This is a genomic window from Actinokineospora xionganensis (assembly GCF_014323725.1).
In the GTDB taxonomy this organism is placed as follows: Bacteria; Actinomycetota; Actinomycetes; order Mycobacteriales; family Pseudonocardiaceae; genus Actinokineospora; species Actinokineospora xionganensis.
The window spans coordinates 166,316-183,909 of record NZ_JABVED010000015.1 but is presented as its reverse complement, the minus strand read 5'-3'; the positions used below and the strand labels follow the sequence as shown (position 1 = coordinate 183,909).

Annotated in this window: 16 protein-coding genes; 9 read left to right on the top strand and 7 right to left on the bottom strand. The window is 68.8% G+C overall.

Going from position 1 to position 17,594, the window contains the following annotated elements:
* Positions 1 to 47: 47 nt before the first annotated feature.
* Positions 48 to 530 (bottom strand): Lrp/AsnC family transcriptional regulator, encoded by a 483-nt coding sequence (locus tag GPZ80_RS24595; RefSeq protein WP_312880549.1) that lies wholly within the window; start codon positions 528 to 530, stop codon positions 48 to 50.
* 152 nt (positions 531 to 682) lie between these two features.
* Between GPZ80_RS24595 and hppD the strand changes: the two genes are divergently transcribed.
* Positions 683 to 1,885: a 4-hydroxyphenylpyruvate dioxygenase gene (gene hppD / locus GPZ80_RS24590; protein WP_187223442.1), complete on the top strand. Its 1,203-nt coding sequence runs from the start codon at positions 683 to 685 to the stop codon at positions 1,883 to 1,885.
* 132 nt (positions 1,886 to 2,017) lie between these two features.
* The gene (locus GPZ80_RS24585; protein WP_187223441.1) at positions 2,018 to 2,272 is read left to right on the top strand and encodes a hypothetical protein; all 255 of its coding nucleotides are present in this window, start codon (positions 2,018 to 2,020) and stop codon (positions 2,270 to 2,272) included.
* A gap of 170 nt (positions 2,273 to 2,442) precedes the next feature.
* On the opposite strand, the gene GPZ80_RS24580 is transcribed toward GPZ80_RS24585, so the two are convergent.
* From GPZ80_RS24580 to GPZ80_RS24570, 3 genes are read right to left on the bottom strand one after another with little or no spacing between them, the layout of a single operon-like run.
* On the bottom strand, positions 2,443 to 3,594 hold the full coding sequence (locus GPZ80_RS24580; protein WP_187223440.1) for a cystathionine gamma-synthase: 1,152 nt from the start codon (positions 3,592 to 3,594) through the stop codon (positions 2,443 to 2,445).
* A gap of 19 nt (positions 3,595 to 3,613) precedes the next feature.
* Entirely contained in the window at positions 3,614 to 4,153 is a 540-nt protein-coding gene (locus GPZ80_RS24575; protein WP_187223439.1) for a hypothetical protein, read from the bottom strand.
* Positions 4,147 to 4,674 (bottom strand): hypothetical protein, encoded by a 528-nt coding sequence (locus tag GPZ80_RS24570; protein WP_187223438.1) that lies wholly within the window; start codon positions 4,672 to 4,674, stop codon positions 4,147 to 4,149. Before GPZ80_RS24570 ends, GPZ80_RS24575 begins: the two co-directional genes overlap by 7 nt.
* 229 nt (positions 4,675 to 4,903) lie before the next feature.
* Here GPZ80_RS24570 and GPZ80_RS24565 point away from each other — a divergent pair, with 229 nt between their 5' ends.
* The gene (locus GPZ80_RS24565) at positions 4,904 to 5,149 is read left to right on the top strand and encodes a hypothetical protein (RefSeq protein WP_187223437.1); all 246 of its coding nucleotides are present in this window, start codon (positions 4,904 to 4,906) and stop codon (positions 5,147 to 5,149) included.
* A gap of 69 nt (positions 5,150 to 5,218) precedes the next feature.
* Here GPZ80_RS24565 and GPZ80_RS24560 read toward each other — a convergent pair whose 3' ends face one another.
* Positions 5,219 to 6,532 carry a hypothetical protein gene (locus GPZ80_RS24560; protein ID WP_187223436.1) on the bottom strand — a complete coding sequence of 438 codons (1,314 nt, stop codon included), beginning with the start codon at positions 6,530 to 6,532 and terminating at the stop codon, positions 5,219 to 5,221.
* A gap of 95 nt (positions 6,533 to 6,627) precedes the next feature.
* A complete protein-coding gene (locus tag GPZ80_RS24555; protein ID WP_187223435.1) occupies positions 6,628 to 8,007 on the bottom strand; it encodes a cystathionine beta-synthase in 1,380 nt (459 codons plus the stop codon).
* 145 nt (positions 8,008 to 8,152) lie between these two features.
* Between GPZ80_RS24555 and GPZ80_RS24550 the strand changes: the two genes are divergently transcribed.
* Positions 8,153 to 8,965: an SGNH/GDSL hydrolase family protein gene (locus tag GPZ80_RS24550; RefSeq protein ID WP_246477419.1), complete on the top strand. Its 813-nt coding sequence runs from the start codon at positions 8,153 to 8,155 to the stop codon at positions 8,963 to 8,965.
* A gap of 103 nt (positions 8,966 to 9,068) precedes the next feature.
* Positions 9,069 to 10,289 (top strand): acetyl-CoA C-acetyltransferase, encoded by a 1,221-nt coding sequence (locus tag GPZ80_RS24545; RefSeq protein ID WP_187223434.1) that lies wholly within the window; start codon positions 9,069 to 9,071, stop codon positions 10,287 to 10,289.
* 56 nt (positions 10,290 to 10,345) lie between these two features.
* Here the strand turns inward: GPZ80_RS24545 and GPZ80_RS24540 are convergent, their stop codons facing one another.
* The gene (locus GPZ80_RS24540; RefSeq protein WP_187223433.1) at positions 10,346 to 11,158 is read right to left on the bottom strand and encodes a Bax inhibitor-1/YccA family protein; all 813 of its coding nucleotides are present in this window, start codon (positions 11,156 to 11,158) and stop codon (positions 10,346 to 10,348) included.
* Positions 11,159 to 11,572: 414 nt separating this feature from the next.
* Between GPZ80_RS24540 and GPZ80_RS24535 the strand changes: the two genes are divergently transcribed.
* The 4 genes from GPZ80_RS24535 to GPZ80_RS24520 all read left to right on the top strand — a co-directional run bounded on the left by GPZ80_RS24535 (position 11,573) and on the right by GPZ80_RS24520 (position 16,905).
* Positions 11,573 to 12,709 carry a polysaccharide deacetylase family protein gene (locus GPZ80_RS24535; protein WP_187223432.1) on the top strand — a complete coding sequence of 379 codons (1,137 nt, stop codon included), beginning with the start codon at positions 11,573 to 11,575 and terminating at the stop codon, positions 12,707 to 12,709.
* Positions 12,710 to 12,811: 102 nt separating this feature from the next.
* Positions 12,812 to 13,777, top strand: a complete 966-nt coding sequence (locus GPZ80_RS24530) for an ATP-binding protein (protein ID WP_187223431.1) — start codon at positions 12,812 to 12,814, stop codon at positions 13,775 to 13,777.
* Between the two features lie 120 nt (positions 13,778 to 13,897).
* The gene (locus tag GPZ80_RS24525) at positions 13,898 to 15,889 is read left to right on the top strand and encodes an SDR family oxidoreductase (protein ID WP_187223430.1); all 1,992 of its coding nucleotides are present in this window, start codon (positions 13,898 to 13,900) and stop codon (positions 15,887 to 15,889) included.
* A gap of 113 nt (positions 15,890 to 16,002) precedes the next feature.
* A complete protein-coding gene (locus tag GPZ80_RS24520; protein ID WP_187223429.1) occupies positions 16,003 to 16,905 on the top strand; it encodes a coiled-coil domain-containing protein in 903 nt (300 codons plus the stop codon).
* Positions 16,906 to 17,594: the final 689 nt, after the last annotated feature.

Genomic DNA, 17,594 nt, shown 5'->3' with positions numbered 1-17,594 from the left:
ACTCGTTGTTTTGAACGTTGGACTCGCGACCGTGCCGGGAAGACGGGTTAGCGGACTATGCGTTCGAGTAGGGGGCGGACGCGGGTGGGGACTGGGGTGGACAGGGCTATCGAGGTCGAGGTGCGTTGCACCCACTCGACGTTGACCACCCGGTCGATGACGCGCTGCAGGTCGGCGTTGTCCCTGGCCACCATCCGCACCAGCAGGTCGCCCTGACCGGTGGTGGCGTGCACCTCGCACACCTCGTGGATCGCCCGCAGCCGTTCCGCCACCTCGATCCGCCTGCCCTGCGCGATCTCCAGCACCGCGAACGCGGTCAGCCCGTAGCCCATGGCCGCCAGGTCCAGTTCCGGCGGAAACCCGCCGAGCACGCCGCGCCGCTCCAGGCGGTCCATCCGCGCCTGCACCGTGCCCCGCGCGACGCCGAGCCTGCGCGAGCATTCGAGCACGCCCAGCCGCGGTTCGTCGGTCAACAGCAAGAGCAATCTGGCGTCAAGGACGTCCAGCACATCCCCGTGATCATCCGACACCCCAGTCACCTCCTGGTCACAGTGCCCACTTTGCCAGCTTAGCCCCTTCTTTCACTGCGCAGATTGCACTGTGAACAAAGGGACTGTTGCGCAGGATGTCTTGTCGAATGATGCTCAGGAATACCGCACTGAAGAAGACGCAGGAGGACGCGATGACTGGGACCCTCGGCCGCAGCGAACTGGGCATGGACGAGGTGAGCTACGACCAGCTCCGCCAGCTCGTCGGCCTCGTCGACTATGACGAGAGCCGGGACCCGTTCCCAGTGAACGCGATGGACGCCGTCGTGTTCGTCGTCGGCAACGCCACGCAGACCGCGCTGTTCTATCAGGCCGCGTTCGGCATGGAGCTTGTCGCCTACTCGGGCCCGGAGACCGGCAACACCGACCACAAGTCGTTCGTGCTGAAGTCCGGCTCGGCCCGCTTCGTCATCAAGGGCGGTGTGCGCCCCGGCAGCCCGCTGCTCGACCACCACCGCGAGCACGGCGACGGCGTCGTCGACCTCGCCCTGGCCGTGCCGGACGTCGACAAGTGCGTCGAGCACGCCCGGGCCGAGGGCGCGATCATCCTCGAAGAGCCCAACGACGTCACCGACGAGCACGGCACCATCCGCACCGCCGCCATCGCCACCTACGGCCGGACCCGCCACACCCTGGTGGACCGGTCCCGCTACACCGGGCCCTACCTGCCCGGCTACGTCGCGAAGACGGGCTCCTACCAGAAGCCCGCGGACGCGCCGAAGCGGCTGTTCCAGGCCATCGACCACTGTGTCGGCAACGTCGAACTCGGCAAGATGGACTACTGGGTCGACTGGTACAACCGCGTCATGGGCTTCGTGAACATGGCGGAGTTCGTCGGCGACGACATCGCCACGGAGTACTCGGCGCTGATGAGCAAGGTCGTCTCCAACGGCAACCACCGGGTGAAGTTCCCGCTCAACGAGCCGGCGATCGCGAAGAAGAAGTCGCAGATCGACGAGTACCTGGAATTCTACGGCGGCCCCGGCTGCCAGCACATCGCGCTGGCCACCAACGACATCATCGCCACGGTCACCGCGATGCGGGCCGCGGGCGTCGAGTTTCTCGACATCCCGGACTCCTACTACGAGGACCCCGAGCTGCGCGCCCGCATCGGCGCGGTCCGGGTCCCGATCGAGCTGCTCAAGGAGAACGCGATCCTGGTCGACCGCGACGAGGATGGCTACCTCCTGCAGATCTTCACCAAGCCGATCGGCGACCGGCCGACGGTCTTCTACGAGATGATCGAGCGGCACGGTTCGCTCGGCTTCGGCAAGGGCAACTTCAAGGCCCTGTTCGAGGCCATCGAGCGCGAGCAGGAGCGCCGGGGCAACCTGTAGATCCGCTGAGCTGACTGTGGCCCCCGGACCGACAACGGCGTCGGACGGGGGCCACACTCAGCTGCTCCTCAGGTATCACCCGCTTGGGGCAGGTACCCTCGGGGCGCGGAGTATGAGTGGGGAGACAGCGCTATGGCCTTCGGAACCCGGCTGACGGGTGTCGCGTCGCTCGCGGCCGCCATGGGCGCCGCCGCGGCACTGGCCGGGGTGGCCGTGTTCACGGTGAGCACCGCGGCCTGCGCTGAGCCCGGCCACTTCGTCTCCACGGGCGACCAGGTCGAACTCGTCGGCGGCTGCCTCAACCCCGCCGACCTCCCCGCGGCCCCCGCGCCCGCCCCCGAGAACACTCCGGCCACCGAGGTCGACCCCTTCCGTCAAGCTCCTTAACGCTNCCGCGGCCCCCGCGCCCGCCCCCGAGAACACTCCGGCCACCGAGGTCGACCCCTTCCGTCAAGCTCCTTAACGCTTCGCGAGTCCAACGTTCAAAACAATGAGTCCAACGTTCAGGAACCCCTGAACGTTGGACTCATTGTTTTGAACGTTGGACTCGCGAGGGGTTAGAGGGCGGAGACCAGGTCTTGGATTAGGTCGGCGCTGTCCTCGATGCCTACGGAGAGGCGGACGAGGTCGGCGGGGACCTGCAAGGGGGAGCCTGCGGTGCTGGCGTGGGTCATCCGGCCCGGGTGCTCGATCAGCGACTCGATGCCGCCGAGGGACTCGCCGAGGGTGAACAGCTTGGTGCGCGAGACCAGGTCCAGCGCGGCCTGTTCGCCCGCCGCCACCGAGAACGAGATCATCCCGCCGAAGCGGCGCATCTGCTTCGCGGCGATCTCGTGGCCCGGGTGGTCGCTCAGGCCCGGGTAGTAGACCTTGCTGATCTTGTCGCTGCGCAGCAGCGTCTCCACGATCCGCTCGGCGTTGTCGCTGTGCCGCTCCATCCGCAGCGCCAGCGTCTTCGCCCCGCGCAGGGTCAGCCACGAGTCGAACGGGCCGGGGACCGCGCCCGCGGCGTTGCGCAGGAATGCGAACTGGTCGTTGAGGTCGGAGTCCGAGGTGACCAGGGCGCCGCCGACGACGTCGGAGTGGCCGCCGAGGTACTTGGTCGTCGAGTGCAGGACCACGTCGGCGCCCAGGCTCAGCGGGGCCTGCAGGTACGGGGTGGCGAAGGTGTTGTCGATGACCAGCTTCGCGCCGCCCTCGGTGGCGATCGCGGCCAGCGCGGCGATGTCGGCGATGCCGAGCAGCGGGTTGGTCGGGGTCTCCGACCAGATGACCTTCGTGGTCGGCCGCAGCGCCGCCCGGGTCGCGTCCAGGTCGGACAGGTCGACCGCGGTGTACTCCACGCCCCACAGGGTCATGACCTTGTCGATCAGCCGGAACGTGCCGCCGTAGGCGTCGTTGCCGAGGATCACGTGGTCCCCGGGCCGCGTCATGCTGCGCAGCGCGACGTCGGAGGCGGCCATGCCGGAGGCGAACGCGAGCGCGTGCGTCCCGCCTTCCAGGGCGGCCAGCGCCACCTCCAGGGCGGTGCGCGTCGGGTTCGCCGTGCGCGAGTACTCGTAGCCTTCCCGCAGACCGCCGACGCCGTCCTGGGCGAAGGTCGAGGTCTGGTAGATGGGCACGATCACCGCGCCGGTGCGCGGGTCGGGGTCCTGCCCCGCGTGGATAGCGCGGGTTTCGAAGCCCCAGCGGGCAGAGTCGTCAGCCATGGGTCCAGGCTACGACCCCTCACCGCCCGCGGCGCGGCCCACCACCCCGGACCCAGCGCGACGTCGACGGCAGCAGCGTGAGCAGCACCGCCACGGGAGCCGATATCAGCGAGAAGGCGAGCAGGCCCGGGTCGAGCAGTTCGAAGCTGAACAGCACCCCGAGGTACAGGTCGAGCGGCACCTCGATGATCAGCGGTTCGAGCAGCACCGACGCCACACCCCAGGGCGCGCCGATGATCGCCAGCACCGGCCCGGCGTCCTTGCGGGCGAAGATGAGGCCCGCGCCGACGACCAGGAACAGCCCGGCCAGGAACCGGCCGACCAGAATGCCCAGCACGTTGACCGGGATGTCGCGGAACCCGATCTCGGCGAACGTCGAGGTGACATGGACGGTCTCCAGCAACAACGCGCCCGCGGTGGCCAGGGCGCACGCGCCCGCCAGCACCGCCGTCACCGGCGTGGCGGGCCGCTCAGGCGGATATCCCATGGCGGGTTCGCTCGAATATCCCTGCGGGTAGTCCATCGCCTTGGGCTGCCGTCCGGCCTCGCCGTTCACCATCCTGGGTGGTGTCCGCCCGGGAGATACCCGGCGGGAGCCGGTGGCGTGACACGGACCCACTGCCGCGTCGCGGGCATGAGCGCGAACACCAGCGCGGACGCGGCCTCGACCAACGCCACGACGACCAGGATCGACCGCAGGTGGCCGAAGTTGAAGATCGAGTCGAAGAAGCGTCCGAAGTCGAGCCGCAGGATGAGGGGCTCCGCCAACACCGCGCTGAGGGCGCCGACCGCCCCGATCACGGCGAGCACCGGTCCGGAACTCTTGCGCGCGATGGTAAGGACGCCGCCGAGGACGAGGAACAGGCCCGCGAGCAGCTGCCAGCCCAGGATGACGTAGAGCTCGGCGGGCAGATGACCGAAGCCCAAGTCGCCGAACATGATCAGGGCGTCCACGACCAGGTACAGCAGGATGTTCCCGCTGACGAGAGCGCTGATCGCGGCACCCACCGCCACGCCGGGCGGAGTGGCTCGCTGCGGCGGATACCCGGGTGCTTGCGGATATCCCGGCGGATAGGTCATGCGCACTCCCCAACGGTCGGTTGGGGCGAGACCTTATCGGAAACGGCGATGAGCCTGGCCGAAAACGGCCGGCCCCGTGCCCTGAAGGTCTGGATCAGCCACGGCGCTCGACCCGGATGTCCGCGTTCGACGCGGAGACACAGTCGGTCAGCGCCTTTAGCATCCATTTAGCGACGACTCGCCGCGAGTGCATAACCTGGTCCCTCAAGATCATTCGACTGGGGAGAGCATGCGTAAATTCGTTGTGGGAATGATAGTGGCGCTCGGCGCGATCACCGGCGGCGCCGGTGTGGCGACCGCCGCCCCGGCAGGGGCGCTGACCTGGCAGTACGAGGGCAGCTACGACGACTACTCGTCCTGTGTGCTCATCGGCAAGAACGGCGTCCGGCTCGGGACGTGGTGGAACTACGAGTGCCGTCTCGTGGACCAGGACTGGCCTCGCCCTGATTTCTGGATTCTGCTCGTCGACCGCTGACCTGACTGGTTTCACGCGCAGCAAAACGGCGGTGGTTTCGAGTGAATCGAAACCACCGCCGTTGCTAGTTCACCACTGCTGTGGGGGCTGCTGCTGTCCACCGGGAGGCGGCTGCTGGCCGTACCCCTGCTGCTGCGGCGGCGGACCGCCGAAGCCACCGGGCTGCTGGTGCGGCGGCGGGAATCCGGGCGGCGGAGTCTGCGGCGGCTGGCCGTAGCCACCCGGCTGCTGCTGCCCGAAACCCTGCTGCGGCTGCTGGCCAAAGCCCTGCTGCGGCTGACCAAAGCCCTGCGGCTGCCCGAAACCCTGCTGCGGCTGGCCGAATCCGCCCTGCGGCGGACCGCCGAAGCCGCCCGTCGGACCACCCAGCGGCGCGCTGCCGTAGAGGTAGCCCTTGGTCTGCGGGAAGAACGCCAACGCACCCGCGCCCGCGATCGCGAGACCGAAGAGCAGGAGCGTGACGACCCGACCCGGCATGGCGCCCTCGATAGCGAAGATGATCGAGGTGAGGACCAGCAGGCCACCACCGCCGAGCACCACGAAGTGCGCGATGTTGAGGTTCTTCTTGAGGAACAGCAGCGCCGCACCACCGATGGCGGCGAGCGAGCCCGCCAAGAACATGATCATGTAGAGGTACAGGCGGAACGGGATCGCGTCCCCGACCGAGGCTTCACAGCGCTCGCGCAACTCGGGGCCGAGCCCGTCACAAGCGGAGGACACGGCGCCGAAGTCGGACCAGAGCGTGATCGTGATGATCGCGCCGATGAGACCGAACACCGCGACGACGCCGAGCACGATCATCGAGATCATCGCCGTGTTGGCACCCGGACCGCCGAAGTTCGGCTGGCCGCCGAGTCCGCCCTGCTGGGCGAATCCGGGCGGCGGGTAGCCGCCGGGCTGGAAGCCCTGCTGCTGCCCCGGGAACCCACCGTGCTGCTGCTGCGGCGGCGGGAAGCCTTGCGGCTGCCCGAACTGGCCCGGCTGACCGGGCTGTCCGAAGCCTCCGGGAGGCGACTGCTGGGCGCCGGGCTGGGCGTAGGGCGGAGACTGCGGGACGGAACCGGGCGGCACCATCTGGGTCGCCTCGGCCTGGTTGGGGTTGCCCGACGGGCCACCCTGCCCGGGCCGCACGACCTGTGTGCGGTCGCTGCTGTCGTCTTCGCCGCCCGCGCTGGGGAGCGGCTGGCCAGGACGGATGGCCTGGGTCCGCTCGACACCGTCGGCACCGGTGTTGTCACCTGGTGGCGCCGAGTACTGTTCGGCGGGCTCCGGCGGGGGCGGAAAGCCCTGCCCGGGCTGCTGTGCCTGGCCTTGATCCGGGCCTGGCTGCCCAGGCCACTGCTGGCCCTGCCAAGGCTCGTTCGGCGGCTGGGGAGCACTCATCGGGTTTCCCACCCCTTTTGACCTGGAATGTCAGATTGCATCGCCGGTAACGCTATCGGATACGCCGGGCATGCGTCGGTTACGTCCACAATCGGCTAACGGCCAGCCAGGAATCCGAGCAGGTCCTGCCTGGTCACGACGCCCGCGGGCTTGCCGTCGACGAGCACCAGCGCGCCGTCGGCCGAGGACAGCGCGCCCATCGCGGCGCTGACCTGCTCGCCCGCGCCGATGGTCGGCAGCGGCGGGGACATGTGCTGCTCGACCCGGTCGGCCAGCGCGGCCTTGCCTGCGAACAGGGCGTCGAGCAGGTCGCGCTCATTGACCGCGCCCACGACCTCCGCGGCCATGACCGGCGGCTCCGCGTTGACCACGGGCATCTGGCTGACGCCGAACTCGCGCAGCACGGCCACCGCGTCGGCCACGGTCTCGCCCGGGTGGGCGTGGATGAACTCGGGAACCGAGTGGCCAGACGCGCTCTTGCGGCGGAGCACGTCGCCGACGGTGGCGCCGGAGTGCTCGGGCGGCAGGAAGCCGTACTGCGCCATCCACGAGTCGTTGAAGACCTTGGACAGGTAGCCGCGGCCGCCGTCGGGAAGCAGGACGACGACCACGTCGTCCGGGCCGAGGCGGGCGGCCAGGCGCAGCGCGGCCGCGGCGGCCATGCCGCACGAGCCGCCGACCAGCAGGCCTTCCTCGCGGGCGAGCCTGCGGGTGATGTTGAAGGACTCCGCGTCGGACACGGCGATGATCTCGTCGGCCACGTCGCGGTCGTACGCGGTCGGCCAGAAGTCCTCACCGACGCCCTCGACGAGGTACGGCCTGCCGGTGCCGCCGGAGTACACCGAGCCCTCGGGGTCCGCGCCGATGACCTGGACCCGGCCGTCGCTGACCTCCTTGAGGTAGCGGCCGGTGCCGGAGATGGTGCCGCCGGTGCCGACGCCCGCGACGAAGTGAGTGATCTTGCCCTCGGTCTGCGTCCACAGCTCGGGGCCGGTCGAGTAGTAGTGGCTGAGCGGGTTCTCCGGGTTGGAGTACTGGTCGGGCTTCCAGGCGCCGTCGATCTCGCGGACCAGCCGGTCGGAGACGTTGTAGTAGGAGTCCGGGTGCTCGGGGGCGACGGCCGTGGGACAGACCACGACCTCAGCGCCGTAGGCCTTGAGGACGTTTCGCTTGTCCTCGCTGACCTTGTCCGGGCAGACGAACACGCACTTGTAGCCGCGGCGCTGGGCGACCAGGGCCAGGCCGATGCCGGTGTTGCCGGAGGTGGGCTCGACGATGGTGCCGCCGGGCTTGAGCGCGCCGGACTTCTCGGCCGCGTCGATCATCCGCACCGCGATGCGGTCTTTGACGCTGCCGCCCGGGTTGAAGTACTCGACCTTGGCCAACACCGTGGGAGCCAGGCCCTCGGCCAGCGAGTTCAGCTTGACCAGCGGCGTGTCGCCGACGAGGTCGATGATGTGGTCGACGTACTGCACCGGAGCTCCTTTGTGGGGTCTCACTCAAACTACGTATGCCAGCCTATCCGCCCGCGTGCATGTGTCCGCGAGGTTGCGGTGTCCTCTTGCGTAAGGAACCACCCGGTTATGCGATACGTCTCTTAAGGACCGGGAGGAGGCAGCGATGGTGGGACTTCGGGCTTTGCGCCTGGCCGCGATGACGGCCGGGTCGGTCGGCGGGTTGTCCGGCGTGGCGTACACGTTGCTCAACACCCAGTCACGGCAGGCCAGGACGATCATCGGTGTTCCGCGCGACCTGCCGTTCAACGCCGACGGCGTCTACCACCCGGACGGCACCGGCCCGGTGGCGCTGTCGTCCACCGTGGTCCTCAGGTTCGCGATGTTCGGCGACTCCAGCGCGGCGGGTCTCGGGGCGGAGTCACCCGAGCGGCTGCCGGGCGTGGTGCTGGCCAAGGCGCTCGCCGAGGAGTCCGGCAGGCCTGTGCGCCTCGTCACCCATGCGGTGAGCGGGTCGCGGACCACCGGGCTCATCCCGCAGATCGACGCCGCGCTGGTCGACCCGCCGGACGTCGCGGTGGTGATGATCGGCGGCAACGACGTCACCGCCCGGATGCGGATCGGAACGTCGGCCGCGCTGCTCGCCGAGCAGGTGCGCAGGCTGACCGACGCGGGCACGGGGGTCGTCGTGGGCACCTGCCCCGACCTCGGCACCATCCGGCCGATCCCGCAGCCGCTGCGCACGCTGGCGCAGCACTGGAGCCGGGCACTGGCCCGCGCGCAGACCCGTGAGCTCAACCGCACCGAGGCGACGTCGGTGCCGATGGCGGCGATCCTGGGGCCGTGGTTCCGCGACCGGCCCGACGAGTTCTTCAGCCCGGACCGCTTCCACCCCAACGGCGACGGCTACGCGCTCGCCGCCGACGTGATGCTCGCCCCGCTGTGCGCGGCGGGCGGTGTGTGGAAAAGTTCGCGATAAGCGGCTGAGCGCGGGCGCTCCGCCTCGCGCATCGGCCTGCGACACCGCGGTTACCCAGGAGTAACCTCCGGTGTGGAACCGGCTATCGCGAAGGAGTCCCGCCATGCCAGAGGCAGTCATCGTCTCAGCGGTCCGATCCCCGATCGGGCGCGCCGGAAAAGGGTCGCTCGTCGACATCCGCCCGGACGACCTCACCGCGCAGATGGTGCGCGCCGCCCTGGACAAGGTGCCCGCGCTCGACCCGACCGAGATCGACGACCTGATGCTCGGCTGCGGTCTGCCCGGCGGCGAGCAGGGCAACAACCTGGGCCGCATCGTCTCGGTCCTGCTCGGCTACGACCATCTGCCCGGCTGCACCGTCACCCGCTACTGCGCCTCGTCGCTGCAGACCACGCGGATGGCGCTGCACGCCATCAAGGCGGGCGAGGGCGACGTGTTCATCTCCGCCGGCGTCGAGACCGTGTCGCGGTTCGCCAAGGGCAGCTCCGACTCGTGGCCCGACACCCGCAACCCGATCTTCGACGAGGCCGTCGAGCGCACCAAGACGACCGCTGAGAACGGCGCCGGCGAGTGGCACGACCCGCGCCAGGACGGCATCGTCCCGGACGCGTACATCGCGATGGGCCAGACCGCGGAGAACCTCGCCCTGCTCAAGGGCGTCACCCGCGAGGACATGGACCACTTCGGCGTGCGGTCGCAGAACCTGGCCGAGAAGGCGATCAAGGAGGGCTTCTGGGCCCGCGAGATCACCCCGGTCACCCTGCCCGACGGCCGCGTGGTCGACACCGACGACGGCCCCCGCCCGGGCATCACCTACGAGAAGACCGCGACCCTCAAGCCGGTCTTCCGCCCCGACGGCCGGGTCACCGCGGGCAACTGCTGCCCGCTCAACGACGGCGCCGCCGCCCTGGTGATCATGTCCGACACCAAGGCGAAGCAGCTGGGCCTGACCCCGCTCGCGCGGATCGTGTCCACCGGCGTGTCCGGCCTGTCGCCGGAGATCATGGGCCTGGGCCCGGTCGAGGCCTCCAAGCGAGCGCTGGCGCTGGCGGGTCTGACGGTGAACGACATCGACCTGTTCGAGATCAACGAGGCGTTCGCCGCGCAGGTCCTGCCCTCGGCCCGCGACCTCGGCATCCCCGAGGACAAGCTGAACGTCAACGGTGGCGCCATCGCGATCGGCCACCCGTTCGGCATGACCGGCGCCCGCATCGCCACCACGCTGATCAACTCCCTGCAGTGGCACGACAAGCAGTTCGGCCTGGAGACGATGTGCGTAGGCGGTGGCCAGGGCATGGCCATGGTCTTGGAGCGCCTGAGCTAAGACACGAAAAGGGGCGCCCCGGCTTTTGGCCGGGGCGCCCCTTTCGTCTGTCTGGATCAGTCGCTTGAGTTGAGCATGTACAACAGGCGCAGGATCTCCAGGTACAGCCAGACCAGCGTGGTCATCAGGCCGAACGCGACGTACCAGGCCCACTTCGACGGGGTGCCGCTGCGGATCATCTGGTCCGCCATGTCGAAGTCGAGCAGGAAGTTGAACGCCGCGATACCGATGAACAGCAGGCTGATGCCGATGCCCAGCGGACCCGCGTCGCGGATGCCGAGGTTGATGCCCATGAACCCGAGAAGCAGGTTGATCAGCATCAGACCGGCGGCGGCACAGGTGGCGCCGATGATCCACTTGGTGAGCTTCGGAGTGACCTTGACCGCACCGGTCTTGTAGACGACCAGCATCGTGATGAACACCAGCGCTGTGCCCAGGATCGCTTGGAGCGCGATGCCCTCGACGAAAGTCTCGAACACACCGGTGATCGCGCCGAGGAACACGCCCTCAGCGGCCGAGTAGGCCAGGATCAGCGCCGGATTCGGGGTCTTCTTGAAGATGACGACCAGCGAAAGGATAAGACCGACGATCAGACCGCCGATCATCGGCGGCCACGGGCTGATCGCACCGCCGAGAACAGCGATGGCGGTGATGATGCCGGTGGCCATCGCGACCGCGATGGTCGTCGCGGTCTTGGTGACGACGTCGTCGACCGTCATCGGGCGGTCGCCGGTGGTCGGCGGCGCCTGGTAGCCGCCGTACGGGGGCTGCTGGCCCGGGTAGCCCTGGGCCTGTGGCTGGAAGCCCGCTTGCGGCCCGTACCCGCCCACGGGCAGGTTACGGAACGCGGGGTTGCTCGTAGAACGCACCTTGATCCTCCTGGGCCTGAATGGCGCCTTCACGGGGTTCAACGATCGACCTGGCCGACCGGTTCCCGGCTGGGTAAAACCTACTTTACCCACCGGCGCCTGCTCGGGGACCTGAACCCGCACGCCCGTGGCGACCTCCGCCGCGGGCGGGCCCAGGGTAACCACGCCGCCACCCGGTCGTGGGCGGAAACCACTTCTGAGGGAGCCGAGTCGGCCGAATCGAGACTCTCCGGTGATCAAGCGTCCATTTAAGATCGCCCTGAGGGCGGATTGCGTCTCCCGCGTGCAGCAACCAGGCTGCGTGTCGCTCAAGAAAAAAGGCAGCCCGGAAAATTACCGTGGGGCAACCGCATTTGTGCGTGCGCGTCTTCAGGTACGGGAGGAACAAGCCGCCGCGAGCCCTTGGGGAGTCCGATGAAAACGCGTGGACGCTGGGAAGTCGCCGGGCTCGGCATCGCCCTGATGATCACTTTTGTGATCTTGGTGGTGATCGGGACCGCTCGACCCCAGGGCTCGGCGAAGACGCTGAACGGCACTCCAGTGCCGCAGACCAGCCCGTCGGAGGCCGCGCCGCCGCAGTGGCAGCGCAAACTCAAGCCGGGTGAGAAGCCGCCGCAATTCGTCATCTTCTCGTTCGACGGCGCCGGGTCGCATGACCATTGGCAGAAGATGATGAAGATCGCCGACGGCGTCGACGCGCATTTCTCCGGATTCCTCTCCGGCATTTACCTGCTCAACGACGGGCGCCGCACCGAATACACCGGCCCCGGACACAAGCCGGGCAAGGCATCGATCGGATTCGGCGGCAGCGAGCAGGACGTCAAGACGCTTATCGGCGACCTCAACGAGGCCGTCGACCGGGGCCACGAGATCGGCACGCACTACAACGGGCACTTCTGCCGCGGCGCCGAGCCCAGCGGCGGCCGGTGGAGCGCCGCGCAGTGGAATGACGAACTCGCCCAGTTCTTCAAGTTCGTCGACGACGCCCGCGCCAAGGGCCTCAAGGTCGACCCGGACACGATCAACGGCGGCCGCACCCCGTGCCTGGAGGGCAAGTTCGACGAACTCATGCCGACCCTCGCCGCCCTCGGTATGACGTACGACTCCAGCCAGGTCAGCGACGGCCTCGCGTGGCCGAGGATGCAGGACGGTGTCTGGGAGTTCGCGATGCCGACGGTGAAGGTGCCGGGCGTCGGGTACCGCAAGACGATCCTCATGGACTACAACCTCTGGTACATCCTCAACCGCGCGAAGGACGAGCCCGCGCGCGCCGCGGAGTTCAGCAAGATCGCTTTCGACACGTACATGGGCGCCTACGAAGCCGCCTACGACGGCAACCGCGCGCCGCTTGTCGTCGGCAACCACTTCAACTCGTGGTCGGGCGGCGGGTTCATGACCGCGGTCGAGCAGTTCATGGGCGAGGTGTGCGCGAAGCCGGAGACGGTCTGCGCGACGTACACCGAGGTCATCGACTGGATGAAGCTGCAGGACCCGGCCGTGCTCGACAAGTACCGGGCGATGCCGAACGCGCAGATCGCCGAGCCGAACTGAGCCCGCGGGCACACGAAACGGTGATGGGAAAGTCCCCGACTTGCCAGGGATAATGAAAACCGATATCACTTGGTAGGTATCCCCCATGCCTGGAGACCTCCCGTGAAGATCGCGTTCGTCGGCAAGGGCGGCAGCGGCAAGACCACGCTCGCCTCGCTGTTCCTGCGCCACCTCGCCGCCGAGCGGCCAGCACCCGCGGTGCTCGCGCTCGACGCCGACATCAACCAGCACCTCGCCGCCGCGCTGGGCGCCACCGACGAGCAGGCCAGGGCCATCCCGACCCTCGGCGAACACCTGGCGCAGATCAAGGACTACCTGCGCGGCGACAACCCGCGCATCCTCTCCGCCGAGGACATGGTCAAGACGACCCCGCCGGGCCGCGGCTCGCGGCTGGTGCGCGTCGAGGAGGACAACCCGCTCTACCGCGACTACGTCCGCGAGGTCGAGGGCATCCGCGTCGGCGTCGCGGGCCCGTTCGACGCCGACGACCTGGGAGTCGCCTGCTACCACTCGAAGGTCGGCGCGGTCGAGTTGCTGCTCAACCACATGGTCGACGGCGCCGACGAGTACGCGGTGGTCGACATGACCGCGGGCGCCGACTCGTTCGCCTCCGGCCTGTTCACCCGGTTCGACGTCACCTTCCTGGTGTGCGAGCCGACCGTGCGCAGCGTGGGCGTGTACCGCCAGTACCTCGGCTACGCGCGCGACTTCGGCGTGAAGGTCGCCGTGGTCGGCAACAAGGTCTCCGACGCCGACGACCTCGCCTTCCTGCGCGAGCAGGTCGGCGCGGACCTGCTCACCTGGGTCGGCCGCTCCGCGCACGTGCGCGCGGCCGAGCGCGGCGAGGTCCGTCCGATCGACGCCCTGGAGCCGGAGAACCGCGCCGCGCTGCGGGCGATGCGCGAACTCGTCGACGGCGTCGAGAAGGACTGGCCGACCTACCAGCGCCAGGCCGTCGAGTTCCACGTGCGCAACGCGCGCGCCTGGGGCGACTCCCGCTCGGGCCGTGATCTCGCCGACCAGGTCGACCCCGAGTTCGTCCCCGGACCGGTCGCACTCTTCGCCTGAGTCCTCAGCACTGAGTCCGTTCCCACAGTGGGCCCGCCGTATCGCAGGCGGGCCCACTGTCGTTTGCATCCACGACGGACAGTGACATGCTCGGAGCCGAGGACCACGGAGAGGACGATCATGGCGACCTATCTGGTGACCGGCGCGACGGGGCTCATCGGCAGGCACTTCGTGCGCGAACTGCTCACCCGCGACGACGTCGATCAGGTTTGGTTGTTGGTCCGTGAACAATCCCGGGAGCGGCTGGAGCGCGCGTCGCGGACATGGACCGCGGCCGACCGCGTTCGCACGGTCGTGGGCGACGTGTCCCAACCCCGCCTCGGGATCACCGACAGTGACATCCCCGCGCTCACCGGCGTCGACCACGTCGTACACCTCGCGGCCCTCTACGACGTGACCGCGGACGACGAGACCAGCGTGATCGCCAACGTCGACGGCACCCGGCACGTGATCGAACTGGCGGCCGAGCTGAACGCGGGCTGCCTGCACCATGTCTCCTCCGTGGCGGTCGCGGGCGACTACCGCGGGCGCTTCACCGAGGACATGTTCGACGCGGGCCAGCGGCTGGTCACCGCCTACCACCGGACGAAGTTCGAGTCCGAGCGCCTGGTGCGCACGCAGACCCTGGTGCCGTGGCGGGTGTACCGGCCGGCGATCGTGGTGGGCGACTCGACCACCGGCGAGATGGACAAGATCGACGGCCCGTACTACTTCTTCTCCGCACTGTCCCGGTTGGACTCCGTGCCGCATGTGCCGGTGGTGCTCCCCGACATCGGCGACACCAACATCGTCCCGGTCGACTACGTGGCGAAAGCCATGGCGTACCTGGTGAACCAGGCCGGCCTCGACGGCCGCACGTTCCACCTGGTCTCCCCGCAACCGCAGTCGGTGAAGGAGGTCTACAACGCCTTCGCCAAGGCCGCGGGCGCTCCGCAGGCGGCGGCCACGCTCAACCGGCGGCTCAGCACCCCCCTGCTGGGGTTGGTCAAGTTCGCCGAGAACGTGCCCGGCGTGTCCCTCGCCCGCGACGCGGTCCTCGACCGGCTGGGCATCCCGCCGGTGCTGCTCACGACACTGACCTTCGAACCGCGCTTCGAGGCCAAGAAGACCCGGGCCGCGCTCGCGGGCAGCGGCATCGAGGTGCCGAAGCTGGCCACGTACGCCGACGTGTTGTGGCGCTACTGGCGTGAGCACCTGGACCCGTTGCGCGCCCGGCGCGAAGGCCACGGCGGCAGGCTCGACGGACGCCGCGTGGTGATCACCGGCGCGTCGTCGGGCATCGGCCGGGCGACCGCGCTGAAGGTCGCGGCAGCGGGCGGGGTGCCGCTGCTGGTGGCCCGGCGCGAGGCGGAACTGGAGGAGGTCCGCGCGGAGATCGCGGCCGCGGGCGGGCATTCCCACGTCTACCCGTGCGACCTCACCGACGACGAGTCGGTCGCGAAGACAGTGTCGCGGATGCTGGCCGAGCAGCCGGGCGTGGACATGCTGGTGAACAACGCGGGCCGCTCGATCCGCCGCGCGGTGCGGTTGTCTTATGACCGCATCCACGACTACGAGCGCGCCATGGCCATCAACTACTTCGGTGCGGTGCGGTTGATCCTGGCCCTGCTGCCGCACATGACCGAGCGGCGCTACGGGCACATCGTGAACGTGTCGTCGATCGGCGTGCAGGGCATCGCGCCCCGGTTCTCGGCGTACGTGGCGTCGAAGGCGGCGCTGGACTACTTCAGCAAGATCGTCGCCACGGAGACGCACGGCGCGGGCATCACCTTCACCACCGTGCACATGCCGCTGGTGCGCACGCCGATGATCCGCCCGACGAAGATCTACGACGCGTTCCCCACGAAGTCGCCGGAACAGGCCGCGGACATGGTGATGGACGCGCTGCTCAACCGGCCCAAGCACATCGGGACACCCGCCGGGTTCATGATTCAGACCGCTTACGCGATCGCGCCCGGGTTCGTCGATGCGGTGGCGTACCAGGGTTACCGCATCTTTCCGGACTCCGCGGCGGCGGGCGGGTCCGGTGGGATCAAGATCGGCAAGGGCGAGCGGAACCTGACCGCGGCCGCGACGGCGCTGGCGCGGCTCACCAAGGGGTTCCACTGGTGATCACCATTCGATCTTCCGGTGTGGACCGCTGTTCGGACACGGTTGGGTGAGGATTCATCCCATCGCGTGGCCGTCGTGTTGCCGTTTGGGTGAGCAACGGTACCGTCGCGGGTATGGCTTCTCTCCAGGATGGTGACCCCGCCGGCTTCACCGTGGCGCGGCATGGCTTCGACCGGAACCAGGTCAAGCAGTTCGTGGAGAAGTCGGAATCGGAGTCGCTGCGGCTCGCCGCCGAGCGCGACGACGCCCGGGCGAAGGCCGCCGACCTCGCCGCCCAGCTCGAGGCCGCGCGTCGCGACATCGCCGCGCTGACCGAGCGCCTCGACAAGATCGGCACCGCCGCCGCGGCCGCTTCGGCCCCGAACGCGACCGAGCGGTCGGCCCGCGCGCTGCACCTGGCGAAGACGCAGGCCTCGGAGATCACCACCCGGGCGCAGGCCGCCGCCGACACCGCGTGGTCCGCCGCCGAGGAGGCGTCCTCCGCGCTGCAGGAGCGCTACCGCAACCTGCTCGCCGACCTGGACCGCCAGCACGCCGAGATCCACGCCGAACACGAGTCGATCATGGCCAAGGCGCGCGCCAAGGTCGAGGCGATGACCACGGCCGCCCAGGCGCGCACCCAGGAGATCGACGAGCAGACCGAACGCGAACGCCAGCGCGTCGAGCAGCAGTTCGAGCAGGAGATGTCCACCAAGCGCGAAGAGCTCCGCCGCGAGCTCGAGGCCGCCCGCAAGGCCAGCACGGACGAAGCCCGCAAGCGCGTCCAGGACGCCACCGACGAGGCCGCCAAGCGCATCGCCACGGCGACCAGCCAGGTGGAGCGCCTCACCGCCCTGCGCGACCAGGTCGCGGGCAAGCTGCGCGGCACCCACGACCTGCTGACGCAGAGCTCGAAGCTGCTGGAGCCACTGGAGGCGGAGGTCGAGCTGATACCGGACACCCCGCCCAGCGCGGCCACCACGCACCCGATGCAGCGCCCGACCCCGGTCCAGCGCAACCACTCCCCCGCCCGCTGACCCCGGCCGGCACCCGCACCTCCTGACTCCGCACGTCGCACAACGAAGCTGAGCGACGAGCAACAAGATGGCATCCGGGGGTGGGCAGGCGGACGACAACTGAGCGGTCTCAAGGCAAACGGCCAACAAGGACTGCCGATAAAGGGCGGGCCACAAGGACGAGGGATTGTTCTCTTGTCCCCGCACCTCCCTTGCCGCTCGTCCTGGCCGTCTTCACTTGCGGCCAGAGGGGCTCCGCCTTGTACCCCCGCAAAGGATCCGGGAAATGCCGTCATCTCGGCGAAATCCCGGTTGAACCCGACGGACCCATGTGGACATACGGCGGCGACCTCCACGTGACCTCCACCGCAGGCCTCGAAGTCTGAGATTGCGTCGACGACACCGGAATCGGACTGTTGGGAACATTCCGTCCTATCGCACAATGTCGTCGACGGACGGCCGGAGACATGTGAACGAAGCGGCCCGAGCAGTCGATCTTCGTAACGTCACCCCCGGTGTCGAGTCGGCTTTTTTGTTATGACTCACAAATTCATGCGCGGCCGACTGTCGCATTTCTGCGCACGACCCTCCCGTTGTCGAAACCGTTATGTACCAAGCGTTTCGATGACTGAGAACACCTTGCGCTTCGGGCCGGGTAACGAGATTCTGGCAGCCCCCTCAAGAAATCCTCATCTTGCGCAATACCACTC